At 66.7% G+C, this 21,791-nt stretch carries 21 protein-coding genes; 15 read left to right on the top strand and 6 right to left on the bottom strand.

Annotation, left to right across the window (positions count from 1 at the left end; all coding sequences use genetic code 11):
• The first annotated feature begins 68 nt into the window (after nucleotides 1–68).
• The 9 genes from cheY to arlJ all read left to right on the top strand — a co-directional run bounded on the left by cheY (nucleotide 69) and on the right by arlJ (nucleotide 9,231).
• Nucleotides 69–425, top strand: a complete 357-nt coding sequence (gene cheY, locus ACNSN4_RS09455; RefSeq protein WP_418285574.1) for a chemotaxis protein CheY — start codon at nucleotides 69–71, stop codon at nucleotides 423–425.
• Nucleotides 425–1,606, top strand: coding sequence for a chemotaxis protein CheC (locus ACNSN4_RS09450; protein WP_418285573.1), 1,182 nt, complete (start codon nucleotides 425–427; stop codon nucleotides 1,604–1,606). Before cheY ends, ACNSN4_RS09450 begins: the two co-directional genes overlap by 1 nt.
• 11 nt (nucleotides 1,607–1,617) lie before the next feature.
• Nucleotides 1,618–2,139, top strand: a complete 522-nt coding sequence (locus tag ACNSN4_RS09445; RefSeq protein ID WP_418285572.1) for a chemotaxis protein CheD — start codon at nucleotides 1,618–1,620, stop codon at nucleotides 2,137–2,139.
• Between the two features lie 141 nt (nucleotides 2,140–2,280).
• Nucleotides 2,281–3,948, top strand: coding sequence for a FlaD/FlaE family flagellar protein (locus ACNSN4_RS09440; protein WP_418285571.1), 1,668 nt, complete (start codon nucleotides 2,281–2,283; stop codon nucleotides 3,946–3,948).
• Entirely contained in the window at nucleotides 3,938–4,408 is a 471-nt protein-coding gene (gene arlF, locus ACNSN4_RS09435; RefSeq protein ID WP_418285570.1) for an archaellum stator protein ArlF, read from the top strand. Before ACNSN4_RS09440 ends, arlF begins: the two co-directional genes overlap by 11 nt.
• Nucleotides 4,409–4,903 (top strand): archaellum stator protein ArlG, encoded by a 495-nt coding sequence (arlG, locus tag ACNSN4_RS09430; protein WP_418285569.1) that lies wholly within the window; start codon nucleotides 4,409–4,411, stop codon nucleotides 4,901–4,903.
• 1 nt (nucleotide 4,904) lies between these two features.
• Nucleotides 4,905–5,657 (top strand): archaellum protein ArlH, encoded by a 753-nt coding sequence (gene arlH / locus ACNSN4_RS09425; RefSeq protein ID WP_418285568.1) that lies wholly within the window; start codon nucleotides 4,905–4,907, stop codon nucleotides 5,655–5,657.
• Between the two features lie 106 nt (nucleotides 5,658–5,763).
• Entirely contained in the window at nucleotides 5,764–7,437 is a 1,674-nt protein-coding gene (gene flaI, locus ACNSN4_RS09420; protein ID WP_418285567.1) for an archaellum flagellar ATPase motor FlaI, read from the top strand.
• A gap of 57 nt (nucleotides 7,438–7,494) precedes the next feature.
• Nucleotides 7,495–9,231, top strand: a complete 1,737-nt coding sequence (arlJ, locus tag ACNSN4_RS09415; RefSeq protein WP_418285566.1) for an archaellar assembly protein ArlJ/FlaJ — start codon at nucleotides 7,495–7,497, stop codon at nucleotides 9,229–9,231.
• A gap of 44 nt (nucleotides 9,232–9,275) precedes the next feature.
• Here the strand turns inward: arlJ and ACNSN4_RS09410 are convergent, their stop codons facing one another.
• Both ACNSN4_RS09410 and ACNSN4_RS09405 read right to left on the bottom strand, forming a co-directional pair.
• Entirely contained in the window at nucleotides 9,276–9,737 is a 462-nt protein-coding gene (locus ACNSN4_RS09410; RefSeq protein ID WP_418285565.1) for a pyridoxamine 5'-phosphate oxidase family protein, read from the bottom strand.
• A gap of 155 nt (nucleotides 9,738–9,892) precedes the next feature.
• On the bottom strand, nucleotides 9,893–10,819 hold the full coding sequence (locus tag ACNSN4_RS09405; protein ID WP_418285564.1) for an NAD-dependent epimerase/dehydratase family protein: 927 nt from the start codon (nucleotides 10,817–10,819) through the stop codon (nucleotides 9,893–9,895).
• Between the two features lie 143 nt (nucleotides 10,820–10,962).
• Here ACNSN4_RS09405 and htpX point away from each other — a divergent pair, with 143 nt between their 5' ends.
• The 4 genes from htpX (at nucleotide 10,963) to ACNSN4_RS09385 (ending at nucleotide 15,885) form a co-directional block, all read left to right on the top strand.
• Nucleotides 10,963–11,832: a zinc metalloprotease HtpX gene (gene htpX / locus ACNSN4_RS09400; protein ID WP_418285563.1), complete on the top strand. Its 870-nt coding sequence runs from the start codon at nucleotides 10,963–10,965 to the stop codon at nucleotides 11,830–11,832.
• Between the two features lie 345 nt (nucleotides 11,833–12,177).
• Nucleotides 12,178–13,473, top strand: coding sequence for an MFS transporter (locus tag ACNSN4_RS09395; protein ID WP_418285562.1), 1,296 nt, complete (start codon nucleotides 12,178–12,180; stop codon nucleotides 13,471–13,473).
• 111 nt (nucleotides 13,474–13,584) lie between these two features.
• A complete protein-coding gene (locus tag ACNSN4_RS09390; RefSeq protein WP_418285561.1) occupies nucleotides 13,585–14,835 on the top strand; it encodes an MFS transporter in 1,251 nt (416 codons plus the stop codon).
• Between the two features lie 90 nt (nucleotides 14,836–14,925).
• Nucleotides 14,926–15,885 (top strand): D-2-hydroxyacid dehydrogenase, encoded by a 960-nt coding sequence (locus tag ACNSN4_RS09385; protein WP_418285560.1) that lies wholly within the window; start codon nucleotides 14,926–14,928, stop codon nucleotides 15,883–15,885.
• 33 nt (nucleotides 15,886–15,918) lie between these two features.
• On the opposite strand, the gene ACNSN4_RS09380 is transcribed toward ACNSN4_RS09385, so the two are convergent.
• Nucleotides 15,919–17,079 carry an acyl-CoA dehydrogenase family protein gene (locus ACNSN4_RS09380; RefSeq protein WP_418285559.1) on the bottom strand — a complete coding sequence of 387 codons (1,161 nt, stop codon included), beginning with the start codon at nucleotides 17,077–17,079 and terminating at the stop codon, nucleotides 15,919–15,921.
• Nucleotides 17,080–17,265: 186 nt separating this feature from the next.
• On the opposite strand from ACNSN4_RS09380, the gene ACNSN4_RS09375 reads away from it, so the two are divergent.
• Both ACNSN4_RS09375 and ACNSN4_RS09370 read left to right on the top strand, forming a co-directional pair.
• Nucleotides 17,266–17,613, top strand: coding sequence for a cupin domain-containing protein (locus ACNSN4_RS09375; protein ID WP_418285558.1), 348 nt, complete (start codon nucleotides 17,266–17,268; stop codon nucleotides 17,611–17,613).
• Between the two features lie 3 nt (nucleotides 17,614–17,616).
• Entirely contained in the window at nucleotides 17,617–18,438 is an 822-nt protein-coding gene (locus ACNSN4_RS09370; protein ID WP_418285557.1) for a fumarylacetoacetate hydrolase family protein, read from the top strand.
• A gap of 55 nt (nucleotides 18,439–18,493) precedes the next feature.
• On the opposite strand, the gene ACNSN4_RS09365 is transcribed toward ACNSN4_RS09370, so the two are convergent.
• From ACNSN4_RS09365 to pyrG, 3 genes are read right to left on the bottom strand one after another with little or no spacing between them, the layout of a single operon-like run.
• Nucleotides 18,494–18,841, bottom strand: coding sequence for a DUF7126 family protein (locus ACNSN4_RS09365; protein ID WP_418285556.1), 348 nt, complete (start codon nucleotides 18,839–18,841; stop codon nucleotides 18,494–18,496).
• A complete protein-coding gene (gene guaA / locus ACNSN4_RS09360; protein ID WP_418285555.1) occupies nucleotides 18,841–19,758 on the bottom strand; it encodes a glutamine-hydrolyzing GMP synthase in 918 nt (305 codons plus the stop codon). Before guaA ends, ACNSN4_RS09365 begins: the two co-directional genes overlap by 1 nt.
• Nucleotides 19,759–21,414, bottom strand: coding sequence for a CTP synthase (gene pyrG / locus ACNSN4_RS09355; RefSeq protein WP_418285554.1), 1,656 nt, complete (start codon nucleotides 21,412–21,414; stop codon nucleotides 19,759–19,761).
• Nucleotides 21,415–21,791 lie beyond the last annotated feature (377 nt).

Raw genomic sequence — 21,791 nt, 5'->3', positions numbered from 1 at the left:
GGCCGTTCTCAGCGCTGAGAACCACGGGAGAGTTGTTAAGTGATCGCTGAGCGGCGTTCCACGTACTCATGGCTACGCGCGTGCTTATTGCGGACGATTCGGAGTTCATGCGGAACCTTCTCCGAGAGATCCTCGACGGGGAGTTCGAGATCGTCGGCGAGGCCGAAAACGGCGTCGAGGCGGTCAACAAGTACGAAGAGCACGGGCCGGACCTCGTAATGATGGACATCGTAATGCCGATCCGGGACGGGATCGAGGCGACGACGGAGATCATGGAAGGACACCCGGAGGCGACCGTGATTATGTGTACCAGCGTCGGGCAGGAAGAGAAGATGAAGGCCGCCATCAAGGCGGGTGCGGAAGGATACATCACGAAGCCGTTCCAGAAGCCGAACGTGCTCGACGCCATCGGATCGGCGGTATAATGCGGGTCGACGTCCGGGCGCTCGGGGCGTGCAACCGGCTGGCCGAGCGCGGCGCGAAGCAGGCCGCCGGCGCGCTCTCCGAGCTGACTGGAACAGATCTCGCCGTCGAGGTCACGGGTGCGAGCGTCGCCAGCGGCGCGGACCTCGCCGAGGCGTTCTCCGGTCGGGAGTCGATCGGTGTGAGCGTCGGGCTCCGCGGCGGGCTGGAGGGCGAGGCCGTCCTCGCGTTCGACGCCGCCCACGCCGACGCGCTGCTCTCGCTGCTTCCGGGCGGCCAAGCGATGGAGCGCAGCGCGGTGACCGAGGTGGGTAACATCGCGCTCGGCGGCTTCCTCGACGGGTGGGCGAACTACCTCGGGACGGCGATCGACATGACGCCGCCGCGGTACTTCGAGGCGGACGGCGCCGCCGTCCTGCCCGACGGGGCGCTCGCTGGCGACGGCGTGTTCCTCTTCGAGAGCCGCCTCGACGCGACGGCGACGGACCTCGACTTTTCGATCTACATGCTCCCCGACTCCGGGCCGTTCCGCGACCTCATCGTCGGAAGGACGGCGACGGGCGCGGGACCCTCCGGCCACGAAGGCGAACGCACGGCGATTCCGTATGAGTCGTTGTCGACGTTCGCGTCGCTGGCGAAGCGAGGGTCGACGAACGCGGCGGACAACATCGCGATGATGACCGGGCTCGACACGAGCGTCGACGTGAGTCGGCTCCGGTTCGTGCCGCTCGCCGACGTGCCCGCGGAAGTCGGTACGGAACCGAACGCCGGGACCGTCTTCGAACTGCGGGGACAGCCGAGCGGGTATCTCGCGATCCTCTTCGACGAACAGTCCGCCGCCGCGATCGCCGACGCGATGTTACCGATGGAGACGGACGAGCCGCTCGGCGATATGGCACAGAACGCGCTGTGTGAACTCGGAAACGTGATGACGAGCGGCTTCATCGACGGGTGGGCGAACGTCCTCGGCACGTCGATCTCGCACTCCCCGCCGGAGTTCGTCCATGACCTCGGCGCGTCGACGGTGAGCCCGCTCGTCGCCAAGCTGAGCGAGCGACAGGACTACGGGTTCGTGATCGACGCCGCGATTCGGACCGAAGGGGTACAGGCGCGGTGCGACATCTACGCGCTCCCCGACGAGCGCGAACTGGCCGCGGCCCTCCAGCGGCTCTCGGGAGCGTGAGCCGCTCGTTCGTGTCTCGCGACCGAGACGCGGCAGACGAGAGCAGCGACGGTAGCGATCCCGACTCACGTCGTATCAAAGTGGGCGTCGGAGAGCTTGCAGTCGCGACCGGCGACGAGACGCTGACGACGAGCGGCCTCGGCTCCTGCGTCGCGGTGGCGCTCGTCGATGATCATGCGAGTGTCCGCGGCCTCTTGCACGCGATGTTACCGAGCGCGGACGAGCGAGCCAAAGCCACCGCTCGGCCCGCGAAGTATGTGGACACCGGAATCGAGACGCTCGTCGGGGAGCTTCGGTCCGCCGGCGGATCGCCGACTCGGCTGGAAGCCCGCGTCGCTGGGGGCGCCGAGATGCTCGAGCTCGCGGACGCGGTCGGGCCTCGGAACGTCGCGTGCGTCGAGCGGTGCCTGCGCGCGGCTGCGGTCCCGATTGTCGCGAGCGACGTTGGCGATAACGTGGGACGAACCGTTCGACTGAAACCGGACGGACAGCTGTCCGTGCGGGCGGCCGACGGGTTCGAGCGGACGCTGTGAGGGCGACCGACTGCCCGAGGGGTCGATTCGTCCCCGAGCGACCGCGGCGGAATCCGCTTTTCGTCGCGCGATTGACGTGCTTTCTCATAGTTGATATTTTGAGGGGTGAATTGAAGTGGGTTCTGCGGGTCGTCTGTGGCAATGGGCCTCGAACTACCGGTGTGGGGAGCTCCAACCGTTGTTTGGACAGTCGCCACGCTGGGACTCGTCGGTGCGAGCGTCCTCGATAGGTTCCTCGACGATGGTGGTTCCGACGACGACGATTCGGGAGGCATGGGCGACGACGACCCCTTTGGCGGCGGAGGAATGAGTGGCGGAGGAATGAGTGGCGGAGGAATGAGTGGCGGAGGTATGGGCGGCGGGGACGGCCTCGACGACTTCGACGGAATGGACGAGTGGGACGACGGCTTCGACGACGGCGACGGTGGCGGGTCCGACACCGACGAGCTCGAAAAGCGGCTCGACGACCTCGAAAACGAGGTCGCGTCGCTCTCTTCGACGGTCTCGACGGTACGGTCGGAAAACGAGGAGATCTCCGCCGCGGTCGACGATATCGAGGAGGACGTGCGGAACCTCCTCGACATTTACGAGATGGTTACCCGCGGAATCAATCCCTTCGTCGACGATTCGAGCGGGTTCGACAGCGTCAGCGGCGGCGGTGAGGGGTCGTTCGGGCTCTTCGACGACGAGGGGGACGAAGAGACCGACGACGACCTCGACGAAGACGTCGCGAATGCGGACGCCGACGGGTTCTTCGACGACGACGTGCTCGACGACGGCTTCGAGGGCGACGGGTTCGGAGACGATGCGTTCGACGAGCTGGACGAGGAACCGGACGATGATCACACGGACGACGGCGATTCCGCCGACGCCACGTCCGAGAGCGGGGCGGCGGACGACGAAGACGATATGAACGACGATGGAAAGAGCTTCAGCGAGTTGAAAGAGGAGTACGACGCCGGGGAGGCCGACTGGGCCGACGAGAACGGGAGCGACGGCGCGGAGGCGACCGCGGACGACGGCTCGTTCGACGACGACCTCGGCGACGAAACGGACCCGTTCGGCGACGGCTCGGACGACATCGGCTTCGAGGACGCGGGGTCGGATCCGGGCCGTGAGCCCGAACAGCGCGGACCGCAGCTCGGCGGCGACCCGGCGGAAGCCAGCGGCGACGGCTTCGAGTACGTCCAGAAAGACGACCTCTCCGGGAGCCGGGGGAAGCCGTACCTGACGGAGCTGCCGGGCGACTACGTCGGCGACCTCCTCGTGATGGAGTGGCTGGAGTTCCTCGTCTCCGAGAGCGACGTCACCGACGCGGTCCGCGCGATCAACTACTACGAGCGTATCGAGTGGGTCGGTCCGAACGCCGCGGCGCGGCTCCGCGACTTCCTCTCCGGGTTCGGCACGATCGACCGGAATCTCGCCGACCGATCCGGCACGGACCGGCTGGTCCGCGAGCACCACACCCGCAGCCTCCGGTACGTCACCCAGCTCAACGGGACGAGCGGCCATCTGCTACTACTCGACCGATGGGACGACCTGGCCGGTGGATCGCTGGTCGGTGGCGGTGCCCCCGCCTTTGGCGGCGACCGCGGGCGACCGGACGGCCGCGAGGACCACGAGGCGTGGAGGCGCAGCGGTGGCGACGGGCACGATAGCCGCGGCGACGGGCACGATAGCCGCGACGACCGCGACCGCCGAGCGGACGGGCGCGAGCGGAACGGCGGCTCCACCCGGCCGATGAACGACCCGGACCCGCGTTCCGACCGCGCCGACCCGGCCGACGGAGGGTGGGGCGATGGGCGTTAGCGTCTCCGCGTCGACGGCGATCATCGTCGCCGGGCTGTTCTTCGCGTTCACCACGTTCTACCCCGTCGCGGCGAACGGGTTCGACAGCGTCACCGACGCGCAACGCGGGATACAGGAGCGCGCGCTCGAACAGCAGAACACCGACTTCGCCGTGGCGAACGCGACCGGCGGCTCAGGAACGCTCACCGTGAACGCCACGAACGACGGCCCCGTCGGGCTCGTCGTGAGCGATGCGACGCTCGTCGTCGGCAACGAGTACGTCGACGTGGGCGGGCCGAACGCGAGCACGATCGTCGACGGCAACGCCGAGACCGACCTCTGGCTCGGCGGCGAAGCGCTGACTCTGACCGTGAACGAGGGCGAGCTCTCGACCGACGTGGTCGCGGGCGAGACCCGCGTCGTCCTCGTCGTCGAGTCCGGCGTCCGCGACGCCGCGACCGTCACGGAGGGTAGCCCGTAGATGGCGAGCGTTCCCGTCTCCCATCTCATCCTGTTCATCGCGAGCCTCGTGATCGCCGCGGGCGTGGTCGGGACGATCACGACCGGCGTCGACCGCGTGAGCGCGGCCGTCGACGACGCCGGGCTCGACGCCACCGAACAGCTCCGGACGGACGTGACGGTCATCTCCGACCCGAACGCGGGGGTGTACAACGCGAGCGACGAGAACGTCACGCTCCTGATAAAGAACACCGGCACCTATCGGCTCGCGCCAGACGGCTCGGGCCTCGACGTCGTGTTCAACGGACGGTTCGTCCGTCCCGACGCGACGAGCGGCGAGCTCGTCTCGGCCGGGACGGGCGCCGCGTGGAGCCGCGGCGACGTCCTCCGACTGACGATCGACGTCAGTCGGATCGACGGGTACGGGGAGGGGCTCGATAGCGGGACCGACCACCGGGTGTTCATCACCGTCAACGGCGACGAGGAGCTGTTCCAGTTCCGCACGGAGGAGAACTAAGATGCCACGCGCAAGCAACCTACTCTCGATCGGACTCGGCGAACGCGACCGACTGAACAAGGAGCTCGGTGGCGGTATCCCCCGCGGGAGCATCGTCCTCATGGAGGGCGACTACGGCGCCGGGAAAAGCGCCATCTCTCAGCGGTTCGCCTACGGGCTCATCGAGGAGGGCGCGTCGGTGACGATGATGTCGACGGAGCTCACCGTCCGTGGATTCATCGACCAGATGCACTCGCTCGAGTACGACATGGTGAAACCGCTGTTGAACGAGGAGCTCCTCTTTTTGCACGCCGACTTCGACTCCGGCGGCGCGTTCTCCGACGGCGACGGCGAGCGCAAGGAGCTGCTCAAGCGGCTGATGAACGCGGAGGCGATGTGGAACTCCGACGTCGTCTTCCTCGACACGTTCGACGCCATCTTCCGGAACGATCCGACGTTCGAAGCGCTCGTCCGGAAGAACGAGGAGCGACAGGCCGCCCTGGAGATCATCTCTTTCTTCCGCGATATCATTTCGCAAGGGAAGGTGGTCGTGCTCACCGTCGACCCCTCGGCGGTCGACGACGACGCGATCGGTCCGTTCCGGTCGATCGCCGACGTGTTCATCCAGCTGGAGATGATCGAAGTCGGTAACGACATCCGCCGGCAGATCAACGTGAAGCGATTCGCCGGCATGGGCGAACAGGTCGGCGACACGATCGGGTTCTCCGTTCGGTCCGGAACCGGAATCGTCATCGAGAGCCGCAGCGTCGCGTGATGAATCGCCTGGCACGCGACCGTATCGTCGTCTCGCGCCTGGCACGCGACCGTATCGTCGTCTCGCCGCTTCGAGACGCGACCGACAACCCGGAACCGATCCACCCATGACCGAACACGGAACCGCGAAACCGTCCGACGAGCTGCGGAAGCTCGCTATGCAGCGGCCGCACCTCCGCGAGCACCTCCGAGAGTTCAAACAGATAACGGGGGAGTTCCCGCAGTACATCGAGGAGCCGAAATCGGAGTACGAGTCCAACCGACCGAACGTCATCTACCCCGTCGGCGGCCCGATCTACAGCCACATCTACGGCGATCTCGGACAGGACACGAAGTACTACGCCATCGAGCCGGAGGTCTCCGGTCCCGAGGCGCAGATCCTCAACGAAGTGAAAAACAGACTGCTCGCGGCCAGCGGGCAGCACACCGCACCGGACTCGGAGGCGGGGTACGACGATCTCATCGAGGAGCTGTTAGAGGAGGTCACGCACGTCGACAACGGAACGGGCGGCTGGCGCGGCGGCGTCTCGAAGGTCCTCAACATGGGGAAACTCACGGTGACCGAAGAGACCTACCAGAACATCCGCTACCGGCTCAACCGCGACATCGTCGGGCTCGGACCGCTTGAACCCGTGATGCGCGACTCCGCCAACGAGGACATTCACGTTATCGGCCCCAAGGAGTGCCACGTCGATCACGGCACCTACGGCATGCTGGAGACGACGGTGGACTTCGGCACGCCGAAGGAGTTCGACAACTGGCTGCGAAACATGGGCGAGCGGATCGGCGATCCGCTTTCCGACTCCGACCCCATCGTCGACTCGACCCTGCCGGACGGGTCGCGTATCAACATCATCTACTCCGACGACGTCTCGCTGAAGGGCTCCTCGCTCACGATCCGGCAGGGCGAAGAGGTCCCGCTGTCGATCAATCAGATCACCAACTGGGGGACGCTGTCGCCGGAGCTGTCGGCGTATCTCTGGCTCTGTCTGGAGAACGAACAGACCGTGTTCGTCGTCGGAGAGACGGCGTCCGGGAAGACGACGACGCTGAACGCCATTCTCTCGTACATTCCGAGCGACTCGAAGATCTACACCGCGGAGGACACCGCCGAGGTCATCCCGCCGCACAACACGTGGCAGCAGCTGTTGACTCGCGAGGGCGGCGGCGAGGGCTCCTCGGACGTCGACATGTTCGACTTGGTCGCCGCCGCGCTCCGGTCCCGGCCCGACTACATCATCGTGGGCGAGGTTCGTGGCGCCGAGGGACGCATGGCGTTCCAGGCGGCCCAGACGGGCCACCCGGTCATGCTGACCTTCCACGCGTCCGACATCGTCTCGATGATCCAGCGGTTCACCTCCGAGCCGATCAACGTCCCCGAGACGTTCATGGACAACGCCGACGTGGCGCTGTTCCAGAACCGGGTGAAACAGGGCGACGACGTGCTCCGACGCGTGACGAGCGTCCAGGAGATCGAGGGGTACTCCAAGGAGATGGAGGGAGTCGTCACCCGCGAGGTGTTCAGCTGGGACCCCGTCGAGGACGACATCGTTTTCCAGGGGATGAACAACTCCTACGTCCTCGAAGAGCAGATCGCGACCCTGCTCGGCTACGCGGACACCCGCGACATCTACGACGACCTGCAGTTCCGCGCGGAGCTGATAGAGCGGATGATCCAGGAGGGGATCTTAGGCTACCACGAGGTCAACGACGCGATCGACGCCTTCCAGCGCGACGGCGTCGAGGGACTCCCCTTCGACATGCACCGAAATGTGAGGTGATCGGACGGATGAGCGAGGCCTCAAGAGAGCGGAACACAAGCGAGGAAACTCGGTAGCATGGCGGTCAAACAGGTCGGCGACGGGCTCGCGACGGCGGCGGCGTTGACCGCCGCGATACTGGAATCGTACGACAAACTCGATATCTCGAAGCGGAAGTACGTCGGGTTCGTCCTGACTCCCGCGGTGCTCGTGTTCCTCGCGAGCGTGGTCGGCCTGTTCGTGCTCCCGCTCCCGTTGGCCGCGCGGGTTCCGGTGCCGATGTTCGGCGGTCTCGTGTTGGTCTCTGCGGTGATCTACCCGAGAATCTACCTCTCCAGCCTGGAGAATCAGATCGACAACCAACTGCATCTCGTGATGACGCACATGACGGTGTTGTCGACGACGAACATCGACCGTATGGAGGTGTTCCGGACCTTGGCGCGCGAAGAGGAGTACGGCGTCGCCGCCGAGGAGATCGCGCGCGTCGTCCACCTCGTCGACACGTGGAACCAGAGCCTCGACGACGCGTGTCGCCGGCGGGCCGAGGAGGTCCCCTCGGACGCGATGGCCGACTTCTTCGACCGTCTCGGCTACACGATGGGCGCGGGCCAGTCGTTAGAGGAGTTCCTCGTCTCCGAGCAGGACGTCATGCTCGCCAAGTACGAGACCCTGTACGAGTCCTCGCTGTCGAACTTGGAGGTGATGAAGGACCTGTACATGTCGATGATCCTCTCGATGACGTTCGCCTTGGTCTTCGCGATCGTCCTCCCGATCCTCACCGGGAACGACCCGACGGCGACGGTGGCGGCCGTCATCGTCCTCTTCGTGTTCGTCCAGCTCGGCTTCTACGCCATGATCCGGGCGACCTCGCCGTACGACCCGATCTGGTTCCACCCGGACGAGCGCGCCCCCGGCGACCTGACGCTGTGGGCGTCGCTCGGGATCGGTGGCGGACTCTCCTTTCTGATCATCGGGATCACGGCCAGCGGCATGTTCGGATACGGGCCGGGGCTTCCCGGACTCTTATGGTTCGTCGACGACGTCCGATTACCCCTGTACCTCGCGGTACCGGTCTCGCCGCTCATTCTCACGGGCGTGATCCTCCGACGGGAAGAACAGGCGATCACGGCCCGCGACGGGGAGTTCCCTTCCTTCGTCCGGGCGCTCGGCGCGACCGAGAGCGCCAAGCAGTCGACGACGACGGACGTGTTGACCACCCTCCGAGAGAAGAACTTCGGCGCGCTCTCGCCCGCTATCGAGCGGCTCTACCGGCGGCTCAACATGCGGATCAGCACCGAGGGGGCATGGCGATCGTTCACGTACGACACGCGGTCGTACCTCATTCAGAAGTTCTCCGAGATGTACCTCGTCGGCCGGCAGATGGGCGGCGACCCGAAGATGCTCGGCGAGCTGATCTCGAAGAACATGAACACCGTGAACCAACTGCGCGAGCAGCGTCGACAGGCGGCGCTGACGTTCATCGGCCTCCTGTACGGGATCACGGCGGCGGCGACGTTCGCCTTCTTCATCGGGTTGGAGATCGTCGCGATCCTCGCCGACCTGACGGCCGACTTCGAACTCGACCAGATGGATATCGGACAGATCGTCTACCCCGGGGCGTACAACATCCCGCTCATCGAGTACCTCCTGTTGACCGTCGTCCTGTTCAACGCCGCGCTCTCCTCGCAGATGATCCGGCGGATCGACGGCGGGAACCCCGCGAACGGCTACATCCACTTCGTGCTGTTGACGTGGCTCGGCGCGGCGACGGCGATCGCGACGCGAACGCTCGTCAACGCGATCCTGACGATCTAGCGTTCTCGACCGTGCAGCGGTGTGCTTGTTTTTGCCTCGACGTGCTACACTTCCGTTTTCATCTCTTTGCGTCCGGTGAGCGTCTCCGGGACGAGTCGATAGAACGAGAAACTGAGGTCCGCGGGTCGATCACCGAAGATGTCCACGAACGGGATCGTGACCCCTTCGAGTCCCGCGAGCGCTTCCGTGGCGATCTCGTCGTCCGTCGTCGGTTCGAGCGACCCCTGAGCGACGACGCTGACGTAGCCGCCGATCGCTTCGTCCCTACCATACGTGACGAACGTCACTACTCTGCCGTCTAATTCGCCTTTCTCCTCGGGAGGGAGGTCAACGATCCGGAAGTAGAAGGCGGTCTGCGCGGCGTTGTATCCGAACGAAACCGGGACGCTGTGTGGGGCCGTGTCAGTTGGCGTCGACAACGAGAGAACCCCGGTATCGACACGGCTTAAGAACGCGTCCCGCTCCGAGTCGCTCAGCTGGATCTCCGCTGGACCAGTATCGACCATACCCAATGTAGACGGTCGAATAGCAAAAGAGAGAGGGTAGCATATCGCAGGGATCACCGCTGTGCAAGGTCGTTCGGAGGTTGCGCCGCTCCGGCCCCCCATCGCTGCACGCCGCCACGCCACGTTCGAGGTATCGAAGACTCGTTTTCGGCGATTTACCGCTTGAACAGCGTCGGCTCGGCGACGCCGGTCGCGTCGGCGGCCTCTCGCCACGAGTGCGACGGGGTCCAGTCGAACAGGCGCTCCGCCTTCTCGATAGCGTAGGCGGTCCGGTCGTCGCCCTCCGCGACCGCGGGGTCGTCCGGAACCTCGCCGTACGATTCCCGGAGGAGGTCGAGCAGTGGACGCCCCAGGGCGTTGTCGGCGGCGACGCAGTTGACGGCCTCGTGGGTTCCGGGGGCCACGGCCGAATCGGGCTCACCGGTCGCCGCGAGCGCGGCCGCGACGAGGTCCGCAACGTCGCGGGCGTCGACGTACGACCAGAAGTTGCCGGCTCCAGCGTCGAGGTCTCCGACGTATCCGTCTTCGCGACACGGGTACGCGCCGGGGTATTGGATCCACGACGGGCGGATCGACACCGCCGGGACGCCCTCGCGGCGCGCGACCGCGCCCGCGGTCGCTTCCGCGGTCACCTTCGAGAGGCCGTACGGGTCCTCCGGCCGGAGCGGGTGGTCCTCCGTGACTGGAAGCTCGTCGGGGACCGGGGTCGGGTCGGCGAAGAAGAAGCCGTACGCGCCGTCGCTGGACGCCTGGACGATCCGGGCGTCGGCGCGGCCCGCGGCGTCGAGGACGTTCTTCGCGGCGCGGACGTTCGTCTCGAACACCCGCCCGTCGGGGTGCGTGCCAGCGACCGGAATCGCCGCCCAGTGGACGACGGCGTCGGGGTCGACCGCGGCGACCGTGTCGAGCGCCTCCCCTCGATCGGCGAGGTCGGCCGCGCGGAAGGAGACGTGCGACGCGGGCTCCACGGCGAGTCCCGGGTGCTCGTAGTCGGCGACGACGACCTCGTAGTCGCCCGCGAGCCGATCGACGACCCAGCGCCCGGAGGCCCCGCGGCCGCCGGTGACGAGGACGGTTTCCATGCGTTTGCGTCGCCGGGGCGGGACAAAAGGGCTGCCGTCTCCCGAAGCCGAGCGGTCCTCGTGTCGCGTGCCACCGGTATCGCGTGCCGCTGGTGTCGCCCGGCTCCGGCAGTCTTTAACCCACTGAGCAGTACAATACGGGTATGGAATGGAAGACGGACTGGGGGCTACGTGGACGAATGGCGTTCACGATGTTCCTCCTATTCGCCCTCTACGTCGTGTTCGTGGGAGTTCTGACGCTGTACTTCCAGAACTTCCTCTTCCCGATGATCATGTTGGGGGCGTTCTCGATCGCGCAGTACTTCTTCAGCGACAAGCTCGCCCTGCGGAGCATGGGTGCGAAAGCGGTCACGCCCGAGGAGTACCCGGACCTGCACCGGCGGATGGACAGGCTGAGCCAGCAGGCGGACATCCCGAAGCCGACGGTCGCCGTCGCCGACACGCAGGTCCCGAACGCGTTCGCCACCGGCCGGAACAAGAAGAACGCGACCGTCGCGGTGACGACCGGGCTGCTCCGAGCGCTCGACGAGGACGAACTCGACGCCGTGCTCGCCCACGAGCTCGCGCACGTGAAAAACCGCGACGTGATGGTGATGACCATCGCCTCGTTCCTCTCGACGATCGCCTTCTTCATCGTGCGGTGGGGCTGGCTGCTCGGCGGGAACAACCGGCAGGGCGCGCCCGTCATCGTCGCCATCATCGCGTCGCTGGTCGTGTGGGTGATCTCGTTCCTGCTGATCCGCGCGCTCTCGCGGTACCGCGAGTACGCCGCCGACCGCGGCGCGGCGCTGATCACCGGGCGGCCCGGCGCGCTCGCGTCCGCGCTGATGACGATAGACGGCCGGATGGACCGGGTCCCGAAGGAGGACCTCCGCGAGGAGGCGGAGATGAACGCGTTCTTCATCATCCCGATCAAGGCGGGGTTCGTCGGCAAGCTCGCCTCGACGCACCCCCCGACCGAGAGCCGGATCGAGCGGCTTCGCGACCTCGAAAAGGAGATGGCGACCGCCTGATCGGGCGAGTGCAGCGAGGTAAGCGCAGGGAGAGACGGACAGACAGTCTGCGGCGGCTTTGTTGAAATCGGTCCTGTTGAAACCGGTCCTGTTGAAATCTGTTTTTCAGATGTGTTCTTGTCTGAAATAGCGGGTCGCTGAACGGTGTGAATGGAACCCGCAATCCGGCCATAGCGGAAGATGTCAATCTGTTGAACAGAGTGTAGAACTTGCTTCCCCTGTACTGGCCGCGACCGAGACAGAACACATTCGCCGATGAGAACTTCAACAGAGCCTCCGTGCCGTTTCGACCCCTCATTTTCCGGAGCCTCACGGTTTTAGGTGCGGGCTCGCAGATGTGTGCGCATGAGCGCGCTCACCGACCCCACGAAGCGCCGATGGCTCGGGTGGGGGTCGCTGGCGGTCGTCTTCCTTCTGGTCAACGTTCACCGCCTCTCGACGGCAGTACTGTCTGAAGAGTTGGTCGACGCGTTCGCGATCTCGGCGTCGCAGCTCGGAACCCTCCACGCCTCCTTCTTTTTCATTTACGCGATCGTGCAGATCCCGACCGGCGTCGTCTCCGATCGATACGGCGCGCGGTACGTCGGGGCGGCAGGCGCGCTCGTCCTCAGCGCGGGCGCCATCGCCTTCACCCTCAGCGGGAGCTACCTCACGGCGTTCCTCTCACGGGCGGTGATCGGGCTCGGCAGCGGCGTGATCTTCATCGCCACGCTCCGCTTTTGCGCGAGCTGGTTCCGCGTCAACGAGTTCGCGACGATGACGGGTGTGACGACCGGAATCGCCGGACTCGGCGCGATCCTCGCGACGGTTCCGCTGGCGATCGCGATCGAGCAGATCGGCTGGCGGACGACCGTGCGCGCGCTCGCAGTGGTCGGCTTCGTGGCAGCGGTCGCGGTGTTCGCGCTCGTTCGCCGCTCGCCGAGCGACGCGGGGCTCGACCCGATCGAGAACGTTCCGAAGCAACGCACGGCGAGTCTCCGTGAGACCGGTGCGCACCTCCGGACGCTGCTCGGCGACCTCGACCAGTGGCTGCTGTCGGTCGTGTTCTTTTCGGCAATGGGGACAATTCTCACCGTGATCGGGCTCTGGGGCGTACCGTATCTCGTCGTCGTATACGGGCTCGACGTGACGACCGCCTCCTACTTCACGCTCGTGGGGGCGGTCGGAATGCTGATCGGTGCACCGGCGATGGGACGTATCTCCGACCGGATCGGTCGCCGTCACGGGCCGCTGATCGGTGGGCTCGGACTGTTCGCGCTCGTCCTCGCGGTCGTGCCCGCCCTCGGCGCTCCGCCGCTCGCCGCGATCGCTGCCGTGTTCTTCCTCGTCGGGTTCAGCCTCGGGTTCGTTATGCTTGCGCTCCCGATAATCAAGGAACAGTACCCGGCCGAGGCGAGCGGAGTCGCCACCGCGACCGTGAACGGCGCCGGGTTCTTCGGGGGCGCGGTCCTCCCGACCGCGATGGGCGTCGTCCTCGACGGGTACCGCACCGGCGACGTCGTCTCCGGAGCCGTCGTCTACACCGAGTTCGGCTACCGGGTCGCGTTCTCGCTGACGACGGCCGCCGTCGCCGTCGCCTTCTGCTGTGCGGTGTGGCTGTCGATCCGGCAGCGGCGGCGCGTCGGCGCGGCCGAGAGCTGAGCCGCGCGGGGTTGGTGTGTCGGAGAGACGGCGACGCGGATCGACCCCGCCGACACGCGACGGACTGCCACAACGCGTAGCTTTAATTCGAGCGATCGCCTGCGGACAGGCGTGGTATCGCTCTCGTCGATCGCGGGAGCCGAATCGGGGATCGTTCGGGAGCGGCCCTTCCAGCTGCTGCTTCTCATCAACGTCCTCCCGCCGCTCGGCACCGCGCTCCTCTCGCCGGTGCTCGGCTCGCTCGTCGAGCCGCTGGGAGCGTCGACGGCGAACATCGGGCTCATGATGTCGGCGTTCACCGCGCCGTCCATCGTCGTCATCCCGATCGCGGGCGTCATCTCCGACCGGTACGGGCGGCGACCGGTGCTGATCTTCGGGTTGCTCTGGTTCGGGCTCACCGGCACGGCCATCGCCTTCGTCTCCACCTTCGCGGCGGCGCTCGCCCTGCGCGCGCTCCAAGGGATCGGCTTCGCGGCGCTCACGCCGATCATCATCACCAGCCTCGGCGACCTGTACGAGGGGACGAGGGAGGCGACCGCACAGGGGCTCCGGTTCACCGGTTCGGGGCTCTCGCAGACGGCGTTTCCGCTGGCTGCAGGGGTGCTCGTGGGGATGGCGTGGCAGTACCCGTTCCTGCTGTACGCGGTCGCCTTCCCGGTCGCGGCCGTCGTCTACCGCCACTTCGAGGAGCCGCTCGACGAGGCGGCCGACGAGGGGTCGGAAGCGGGGGTCCGAGCGCAGCTCGGCGACATGCGCGCGCTCGTCGCGCACCGTCGGGCGTGGACCATGGTCGTCGCGCGGGGGAGCGCGAACGTCGCCTGGTTCGGTTTTCTCACGTACAACTCGATCCTCGTCGTGAACGTGCTCGGCTACACGCCGACCGAGGCGGGGGTCCTCGCCGCGATCGCAAGCGTCACGTACGCGCTCGCGGCGACGCAGGCCGGACGGGTCGCCGACGTCTTCGACGACCGGCTCTACCCGCTCATCGCCACGAACGTGTCGATGGGCGCCGGCCTCGCACTCGCCTTCCTCGCCCCGTCGATCGGGATCGCCGCCGTCGGCGTCGCCTTCATGGGGATCGGATTCGGGCTCGTGCTCTCCATCTACCGGAGCGTCATCACGACGCTGCCGCCTGCGGACCTGCGCGGCGGCCTCGTCAGCCTCGGCGAGGGGAGCGGACGCGCCGCGGCGACGGCGACCCCGATTCTCATGGGCGTCGCCGTCGCGGTCGCGACCCGCCCGCTGGGGTTCGAGGCGGCGGTCCGCGCCGTCGGCGTCGGCACCGGACTCCTGGGTGCGGGCGTCGGGATCGCCTGCCTGCTCCTGATGAGCGCGTCACCGGCGATCCGGATGGAGGGATAGCGCTCGATGACGGGCCGCCAGCTCTGCGACCGTGCGATCCCGACCACCGCGACCCGCGGGACTTTATCCGTTCACCGCGACGCCGCGACTATGACCTCGGTAGACATCGCGGTGCTCGATCACGACGCACACGGTATTCCGGCGGCCGAGTACGTCGAGATACTCCGACAGCGGCTCCCGGACCGCGAGGTTCGCCTCGCCGCGACGGCGGACGAACGACGCCGGTACCTCCGTGAGGCCACGGTCGTCGCCGGGAAGGACGTCGAGGAAAGCGAATTAGAGCACGCAGAGCGCCTGCGGCTGTTCGCGTGTAACTCCGCGGGCGTCGACCACCTACCGCTCGGCGCCCTCGCCGAGCACGGGGTCGCGGTGACGAACGCCTCCGGCGTCCACGGCCCGAACATCGCCGAACACGTGCTCGGCTGGGTCCTGACGTTCGCGCGACGACTCGACGAGGGGCGTCGCCGACAGCGGCGGCGCGAGTGGCGACGCTTCCAGTCGTTCACCGAACTCGCCGGGAGCACCGTCACCGTGATCGGTCTCGGCGCGATCGGAGAGGCGGTCGTCGAGCGGTTCGACGGGTTCGGCGTCGACACGATCGGAGTTCGTCACACCGTCTCGAAGGGCGGCCCGACCGACGAGCTGCTCGGCTACGGCGACCTCGCGACGGTGCTGCCGCGGACGGACGTGCTCGTCCTGACGTGTCCGCTGACGGAGACGACCGAGGGGCTGATCGGCGCCGCGGAGCTCGACGCGCTCCCGACGGACGCGATCGTCGTCAACGTCGCTCGCGGCGGCGTGATCGACACGCCGGCGCTCGTGGACGCGCTGCGGTCGAACGCGCTTCACGGCGCCGCCCTCGACGTCACCGACCCCGAACCGCTGCCGACCGATCACGACTTGTGGGGGTTCGAGAACGCCTTCCTGACTCCCCACGTCGCGGGCCACACGCCGAAGTACTGGGAGCGGCGCGCGGACGTCTTCGTCGAGAACGTCGAGCGAGTCGCCGAGACGGGGAGCTACGACGGGCTGCGAAATCAGGTGGCGTAGGGGCGCGTCGAATGGAAAGAGCGGTCGACGGCGTTACTGGTACGCCGGGATCCCGGTGAGATCCTCGCCGAGGATCAGCGTGTGGATGTCGTGAGTGCCCTCGTAGGTGTACACCGTCTCCATGTTCGCCATGTGACGCATCGGCGAGTAGTCCGCCGTGATCCCGTTGCCGCCGAGCATCTCGCGGGCGATACGCGACTGGTCGCGGGCCATGCGGACGTTGTTCCGCTTGGCCATCGAGACGTGTTGCGGGCGCATCTCGCCCGCCTCCTTGAGGTCGGCGAGCCGGTGGGCGAGCAGCTGTGCGAGCGTGATCTGCGTCGCCATCTCCGCGAGCTTCTCCTGTTGGATCTGGAAGCCGCCGATCGGCCTCCCGAACTGCTCGCGGTCCGTGGCGTACTCCCGGGCGGTCGCAAAGCAGTCCTGCGCGGCCCCGACCGCGCCCCACGCGATGCCGAATCTGGCCTGCGTGAGACACGACAGCGGCCCCTTCATCCCCTCGACGTCTGGCAGGCGGTTCTCGGCCGGAATCCGGACGTTCTGGAGGCTGATCTCGCCCGTGATCGACGCGCGCAGGCTGAGCTTCTCGTCGATCTTGTTCGTCGTGACGCCGTCCCGGTCGGTCTCGACGAGGAACCCGCGGACCGGGGTATCCTCCTCGCCGTGGTCTTTCGCCCAGACGACGGCGACGTCCGCGATCGGCGAGTTCGTGATCCACGTCTTCGAGCCGGTCAGCACGTACTCGTCGCCGTCGGGCTCCGCGGCGGTCTCCATCGCGGAGGGGTTCGAACCGTGCTCCGGCTCCGTCAGCCCGAAGCAACCGACCGCGTCGCCGGTGCCGAGTTTCGGGAGCCATCGCTCCTTCTGTTCGTCGCTCCCGAAGGCGTGGATCGGGTACATCACCAAGGCCCCCTGGACGCTGGCCATCGAGCGGAGCCCGGAGTCGCACGCCTCCAGCTCGCGCATCAGGAGCCCGTACGCGGTTTCGCTGACGTTCGGGAGTCCGTATCCGTCGAGGTTGGGCGCGTAAAATCCCATCTCGCCCATCTTCGGAATAAGCTCCGTGGGGAACGTGCCGTCGATCCAGTGCTGGCCGATGTCGTCGACCTCGCCGTCGATGAACGACCGAGCGGAGTCGACGAGCATGCGCTCCTCCTCCGAGAGCGTCGACTCCATGTCGAAGTAATCGAGCATGCTACTGCTTACAGTGGAACCGATAAATAGGTACAGTTCGCGTGCGGTCCGACGTCGACGACAGATCCGTGTCCGTCGGCAGCCGATGGAAACGCTTTCACGCTGAACGCGACATGGCCGTGGTATGGCTCAGTCTATCACACATTGTGCGCGATCTGACGACAGCGCCGCCACGAGGTCGAACCGATGAAGCCGGTCGCGTTCGACGAGGCCGAGACGTACGAGCCCGAGGAGGGGTGGCGACGCGTCTCGATGGCGGGGAGCGACCAGTTCTCTTTCGAGTGGTTCGAGAAGCCACCGGGACACAGTTCGCCGATGCACGACCACGAGAACGAGCAGGTGTGTCTCTGCTTGAAAGGCGAACTCACGGTCGCGACGGAAGACGACGAGATCACCCTCCAGAAGAACGACTCGGTGCTGTTGGAGTCCGACGAGACCCATCGAGTGGAGAACACCGGCGACGAGCGGGCGGTCGGCCTCGACGTGTTCGCGCCCGGGCGCTCGTTCGACTTCTGGACGGACCGAGAGGAGTGAGCGATGAAGTACCTCGCGCGGACGGCGACCGGCGATCCGCTACTCGGCGACGACGACGGGTTCGTTCCGCTCGGTTCCGTCGAGTCCGACCTCGAGGGCGTCCGTGGCGCGCTGCCGCGGGCGGCCGCAGGCGAGTTGGGTACCGTCGCCGACGCGACCGCCGACCCCGTTCCCGCCGCTGACATTTCGTTCGGAACACCTCTCGAATCGTTCGGGAAGTTCTGGGGAATCGGGCTGAACTACGAGGAGCACGCCGGCGACCTCGACGAGGATCGCCCCGACGAACCGGCGAGCTTCATGAAGCCTTCGACGGTTCTCACCGGACCGAACGGGCCGATCCGTCTCCCCCCGAAATCGCAGAGCGAGCGGGTGACCGCCGAGGCGGAGCTCGCCGTCGTGATGGGCCGGACCTGTCGGAACGTCGACGCCGACAGCGTCGCAGACGTGATCGCCGGCTTCCTTCCGGTGATCGACATGACCGCCGAGGACGTGCTCCAGCGGAATCCGCGGTTTCTCACGCGGGCGAAGAGCTACGACACGTTCCTCGTGACCGGGCCCGCGCTCGCGGTTCCGGAGGAGCCGCTCGATCTGGACGGCCTCTCGGTGCGGACCGAGATCAACGGCGAGGTCGAAGCCGAAAACGAGATTCGGAATATGTTGTTCCCCCCGGCCGAGATCGTCTCGTTCCACTCCGACGTGATGACGCTCGAACCCGGCGACCTGTTCAGTACGGGGACGCCCGGGGCCGCACCGATCGAGCCCGGAGACGAGGTGCGAGCGGTCGTCGAGTCGATCGGGTCCGTCGACGCCCCGGTCACGAGATAACAGTCGCGTTACGATCGACCGATAACAGCCGTGTTGCGGTCGCCCAGACCGACGGCTAGTCGTCGAGCGTTCCGTTCGTCAGCTCTTCGGCGACCATCGCCGGGTCGATAAGAGACGGATCGATCGCGAGGTCCGACACGCCGGCGACGAACTCCGGAAGGGAGCGCTCGGCGTACGTCACCGCGGTGGCCGTCGGATTCAGTTCCTTTGCGACGACGATACCGGTCGCCTCCTCCACGTCGGTCAGGACGAAGTAGGTCGCCTCATCGATCCCGGCCGTCTCTAGCGTTCGTGCGGTGACCGATCCGTCGATCCGGCGCACTGTGACGTCGAGTGCCGCGAGCTCCTCGCCGAGACCGTGCTCGTCCGGTCCGGCGACGATGGCGATAGTGCTCGCCGCCATCACTCGTACTCGATCGTCGCGGGCGGTTTGTGCGTCACGTCGTAGAGGACGCGCGCGACGGTCTCGTTCTCGCCGGTGATCCGGCTCTGGATCCGCTGGAGGGTGCTCCAGTCGATCTCCTGTGCCCGCGCGGTCATCCCGTCGCGGCTCTCGACGGATCGCACGGCGACGACCCAGCCGTGCACGCGGTTGTCGCCTTTCACGCCGGTCGCCTTCCCGAGCACCGCGGCGAACGCCTGCCACGGCTCGTACTCCTCGAGTTCCTCCTCGACGACGTGGGTCGCCTCGCGGGCGACGGCGGCTTTCTCGCGGGTGACCTCACCGACGATCCGGACGGCCAGCCCGGGACCGGGGAACGGCATCCGCTCGGAGATGATCTCCTCTAAGCCGAGTTCGCGAGCGACCTCGCGGACCTCGTCCTTGTAGAGGTCGCGCACCGGCTCGACGATGCCCTCGAAGTCGACGACCTCGGGGAGCCCGCCGACGTTGTGATGGGACTTGATGTTCCCCTCCGACTCGATGCGGTCGGGGTAGATCGTCCCCTGCACGAGGAAGTCGGCGTCGACGTCGCGGGCGACCGTCTCGAACTCGTCGATGAACCCCTCGCCGATGACGTGGCGTTTCTCCTCGGGGTCGGTGACGCCCGCGAGCCGATCGAAGAACCGGTCTTGCGCCTCGATCACGCGCAGCGACTCCATGAAGGAGAACGTGTCGCGGATCTCCTCGGTTTCGCCCTTGCGCATCAGCCCCGTGTCGACGTAGACGGGGGTGAGCTGGTCGCCGACCGCCTCGTACGCGAGCGTCGCCGCGACCGAGGAGTCGACGCCGCCCGAGAGGGCGATCACCGCGTTCGCGTCGCCGATCGCCTCCCGGATCTCCGTTATCGCCTCGTCGATGAACGCCTCCGTCTCCACCATCTATAGCCTCACGTCCGCGTTCCGCTCGGTTGTGTCCGTCGATTTCAGCGCGGCCTCGACCAAGGAGACGAACGGCGGGCTCGCGCGGTCCGGTCGCGACCGGAACTCGGGATGCGCTTGGGTGCCGAAGAAGAACGGGTGGTCAGGGCGTTCGAGTATCTCCATCCGGTTGTCCGCTCGACCGGAGAAGCGGAGGCCGTCCGCCTCCAGCTCCTCGATGTACTCGGGGTTCACCTCGTACCGGTGACGGTGGCGCTCCGTACAGGAGTCCGCGCCGTACACCGACGCCGCGAGGGTGCCCGGCTCGATGTCGGTCTCGTGGGCACCGAGCCGCATCGTGCCCCCCATGTCCTCCGTCTCGTACTGGTCGGGGAGCAGATCGATGACGGGGTGCGGCGTGTCCGGGTCGATCTCGGCGGAGTGGGCGTCCGCGAGGCCGAGGACGTTCCGCGCGTGTTCGACGACCGCCATCTGGAAGCCTAAACAGAGCCCTAAGAAGGGCACGTCGTTCTCGCGGGCGTACCGGATCGCCTCGATCTTCCCGTCGGTGCCGCGAGAACCGAAGCCGCCGGGGACGACGACCGCGTCGGCAGAGGCGAGGCGCTCCTCGTGGCGGTCCGTCGTCTCGTCTGCGTCGACCCACAGCACGTTCACCTCCGTCTCGGTGTGGATTCCGGCGTGTTTCAGTGCCTCGTGGATCGACATGTACGCGTCCTCCAAGGCGTACTTGCCGACGAGCGCGACGTCGATCGCCTCGTCGCGGTCGCGGGTGACCAGTTCGCGCCACTCCGTGGAGCGTTCCGCCTTCGGCAGCGCCTCGTCGGCGATGCCGAGCCGCTCCATCACGTACTCGTCTAACCCCTCGTCTTCGACCATCAGCGGGACGTGGTAGATGTCCTCCACGTCGGGGTTCGAGAAGACGGCGTCCGTGGGCACGTCACAGAACAGGGCGATCTTCTCTTTCACGTCGGGGTCGAGTCTGTCCTCGCAGCGGCCGACGAGGATGTCCGGCTGGAGGCCGATCGAGCGCAGCTCCTTCACCGAGTGCTGGGTCGGTTTCGTCTTCTGCTCGCCGTTCTTCGAGTACGGGACGAGCGTGACGTGCGCGAAGAGGATGTCCTCGGGGTCCTCCTCGCTGGCGAACTGTCGGAGCGCCTCTAAGAAGGGCATGGACTCGATGTCGCCGACGGTCCCGCCGATTTCGATCAGGCAGACGTCCGACCCCTCGGCGGCCTCCCGGATGCGCCGCTTGATGTCGTCGGTGACGTGCGGGATGATCTGGACGGTCTTGCCGAGGTAGTCGCCGGCGCGCTCGCGCTCGATGACGTGCTGGTACGTCTTCCCCGTGGTGACGTTGTGGTCGAACGTCATGTCCGTGCCGAGGAAGCGCTCGTAGTTGCCGAGGTCCAGGTCGACTTCGCCCCCGTCTTTGAGGACGTACACCTCGCCGTGCTCGTAGGGATTCATCGTCCCGGCGTCGACGTTGAGATAGGGGTCGACCTTCACGGCGGTGACGTCGAAGCCCGCGTTCGCGAGGAGTCGGCCGGTGCTGGCGGCGGTGATTCCCTTCCCCAGCCCGGACATTACCCCGCCCGTGACGAAGACGAACTTCCGACCCAGCGAGGGGTCGTACCCTGTGTCGGGATCCGTTGGCATATCGACCGTCCGTCAGGGGTCGGCAAAACCGTTTCGGACCCTCCGTTTCGGGTGGACGTCCGTGAGGATTCGGTGGGGGTGCACGTCGATGGGTGTAGATAGGGTGGTGTCGGTGCGGCGAGGCTCTGTCGCGCCGAACGGCCATTTATAACTGATTGGTGAGCGGATCGACAGGAAACGCCTCCGAAACCCCAGCCGCTCGGCACACCGTGAGAGACTGCTCTGCGGTGAACACCTCCAAAGCCCCGGCCGCGAGGCGCTTCGCGCCTCTGGCAGCCAGCGGCTTTGCCGCCGGCAACTGCCCCTTTGAGTCCCACCCCGCACAGCACCGCACAGCCTCATGCCTCCCCAGCCTCGTCGCGGCCGCTTATAAGCGG

Origin of the sequence: Halorubrum marinum (genome assembly GCF_048381195.1) — an archaeon.
In the GTDB taxonomy this organism is placed as follows: Archaea; Halobacteriota; Halobacteria; order Halobacteriales; family Haloferacaceae; genus Halorubrum.
This window is presented reverse-complemented; position numbering and strand designations above follow the sequence as displayed.

Bases quoted from the DNA above. Each gene is read 5' to 3' on its own strand.
- arlH (WP_418285568.1), top strand. From the start codon at position 4,905: ATGCCACGCGCAAGCAACCTACTCTCGATCGGACTCGGCGAACGCGAC.
- pyrG (WP_418285554.1), bottom strand. From the start codon at position 21,414: ATGCCAACGGATCCCGACACAGGGTACGACCCCTCGCTGGGTCGGAAG.
- ACNSN4_RS09380 (WP_418285559.1), bottom strand. From the start codon at position 17,079: ATGCTCGATTACTTCGACATGGAGTCGACGCTCTCGGAGGAGGAGCGC.
- ACNSN4_RS09410 (WP_418285565.1), bottom strand. From the start codon at position 9,737: ATGGTCGATACTGGTCCAGCGGAGATCCAGCTGAGCGACTCGGAGCGG.
- cheY (WP_418285574.1), top strand. From the start codon at position 69: ATGGCTACGCGCGTGCTTATTGCGGACGATTCGGAGTTCATGCGGAAC.
- guaA (WP_418285555.1), bottom strand. From the start codon at position 19,758: ATGGTGGAGACGGAGGCGTTCATCGACGAGGCGATAACGGAGATCCGG.
- ACNSN4_RS09450 (WP_418285573.1), top strand. From the start codon at position 425: ATGCGGGTCGACGTCCGGGCGCTCGGGGCGTGCAACCGGCTGGCCGAG.
- ACNSN4_RS09395 (WP_418285562.1), top strand. From the start codon at position 12,178: ATGAGCGCGCTCACCGACCCCACGAAGCGCCGATGGCTCGGGTGGGGG.
- arlF (WP_418285570.1), top strand. From the start codon at position 3,938: ATGGGCGTTAGCGTCTCCGCGTCGACGGCGATCATCGTCGCCGGGCTG.
- ACNSN4_RS09370 (WP_418285557.1), top strand. From the start codon at position 17,617: ATGAAGTACCTCGCGCGGACGGCGACCGGCGATCCGCTACTCGGCGAC.
- ACNSN4_RS09440 (WP_418285571.1), top strand. From the start codon at position 2,281: ATGGGCCTCGAACTACCGGTGTGGGGAGCTCCAACCGTTGTTTGGACA.
- arlG (WP_418285569.1), top strand. From the start codon at position 4,409: ATGGCGAGCGTTCCCGTCTCCCATCTCATCCTGTTCATCGCGAGCCTC.
- ACNSN4_RS09375 (WP_418285558.1), top strand. From the start codon at position 17,266: ATGAAGCCGGTCGCGTTCGACGAGGCCGAGACGTACGAGCCCGAGGAG.
- ACNSN4_RS09385 (WP_418285560.1), top strand. From the start codon at position 14,926: ATGACCTCGGTAGACATCGCGGTGCTCGATCACGACGCACACGGTATT.
- flaI (WP_418285567.1), top strand. From the start codon at position 5,764: ATGACCGAACACGGAACCGCGAAACCGTCCGACGAGCTGCGGAAGCTC.
- ACNSN4_RS09405 (WP_418285564.1), bottom strand. From the start codon at position 10,819: ATGGAAACCGTCCTCGTCACCGGCGGCCGCGGGGCCTCCGGGCGCTGG.
- htpX (WP_418285563.1), top strand. From the start codon at position 10,963: ATGGAATGGAAGACGGACTGGGGGCTACGTGGACGAATGGCGTTCACG.
- ACNSN4_RS09365 (WP_418285556.1), bottom strand. From the start codon at position 18,841: ATGGCGGCGAGCACTATCGCCATCGTCGCCGGACCGGACGAGCACGGT.
- arlJ (WP_418285566.1), top strand. From the start codon at position 7,495: ATGGCGGTCAAACAGGTCGGCGACGGGCTCGCGACGGCGGCGGCGTTG.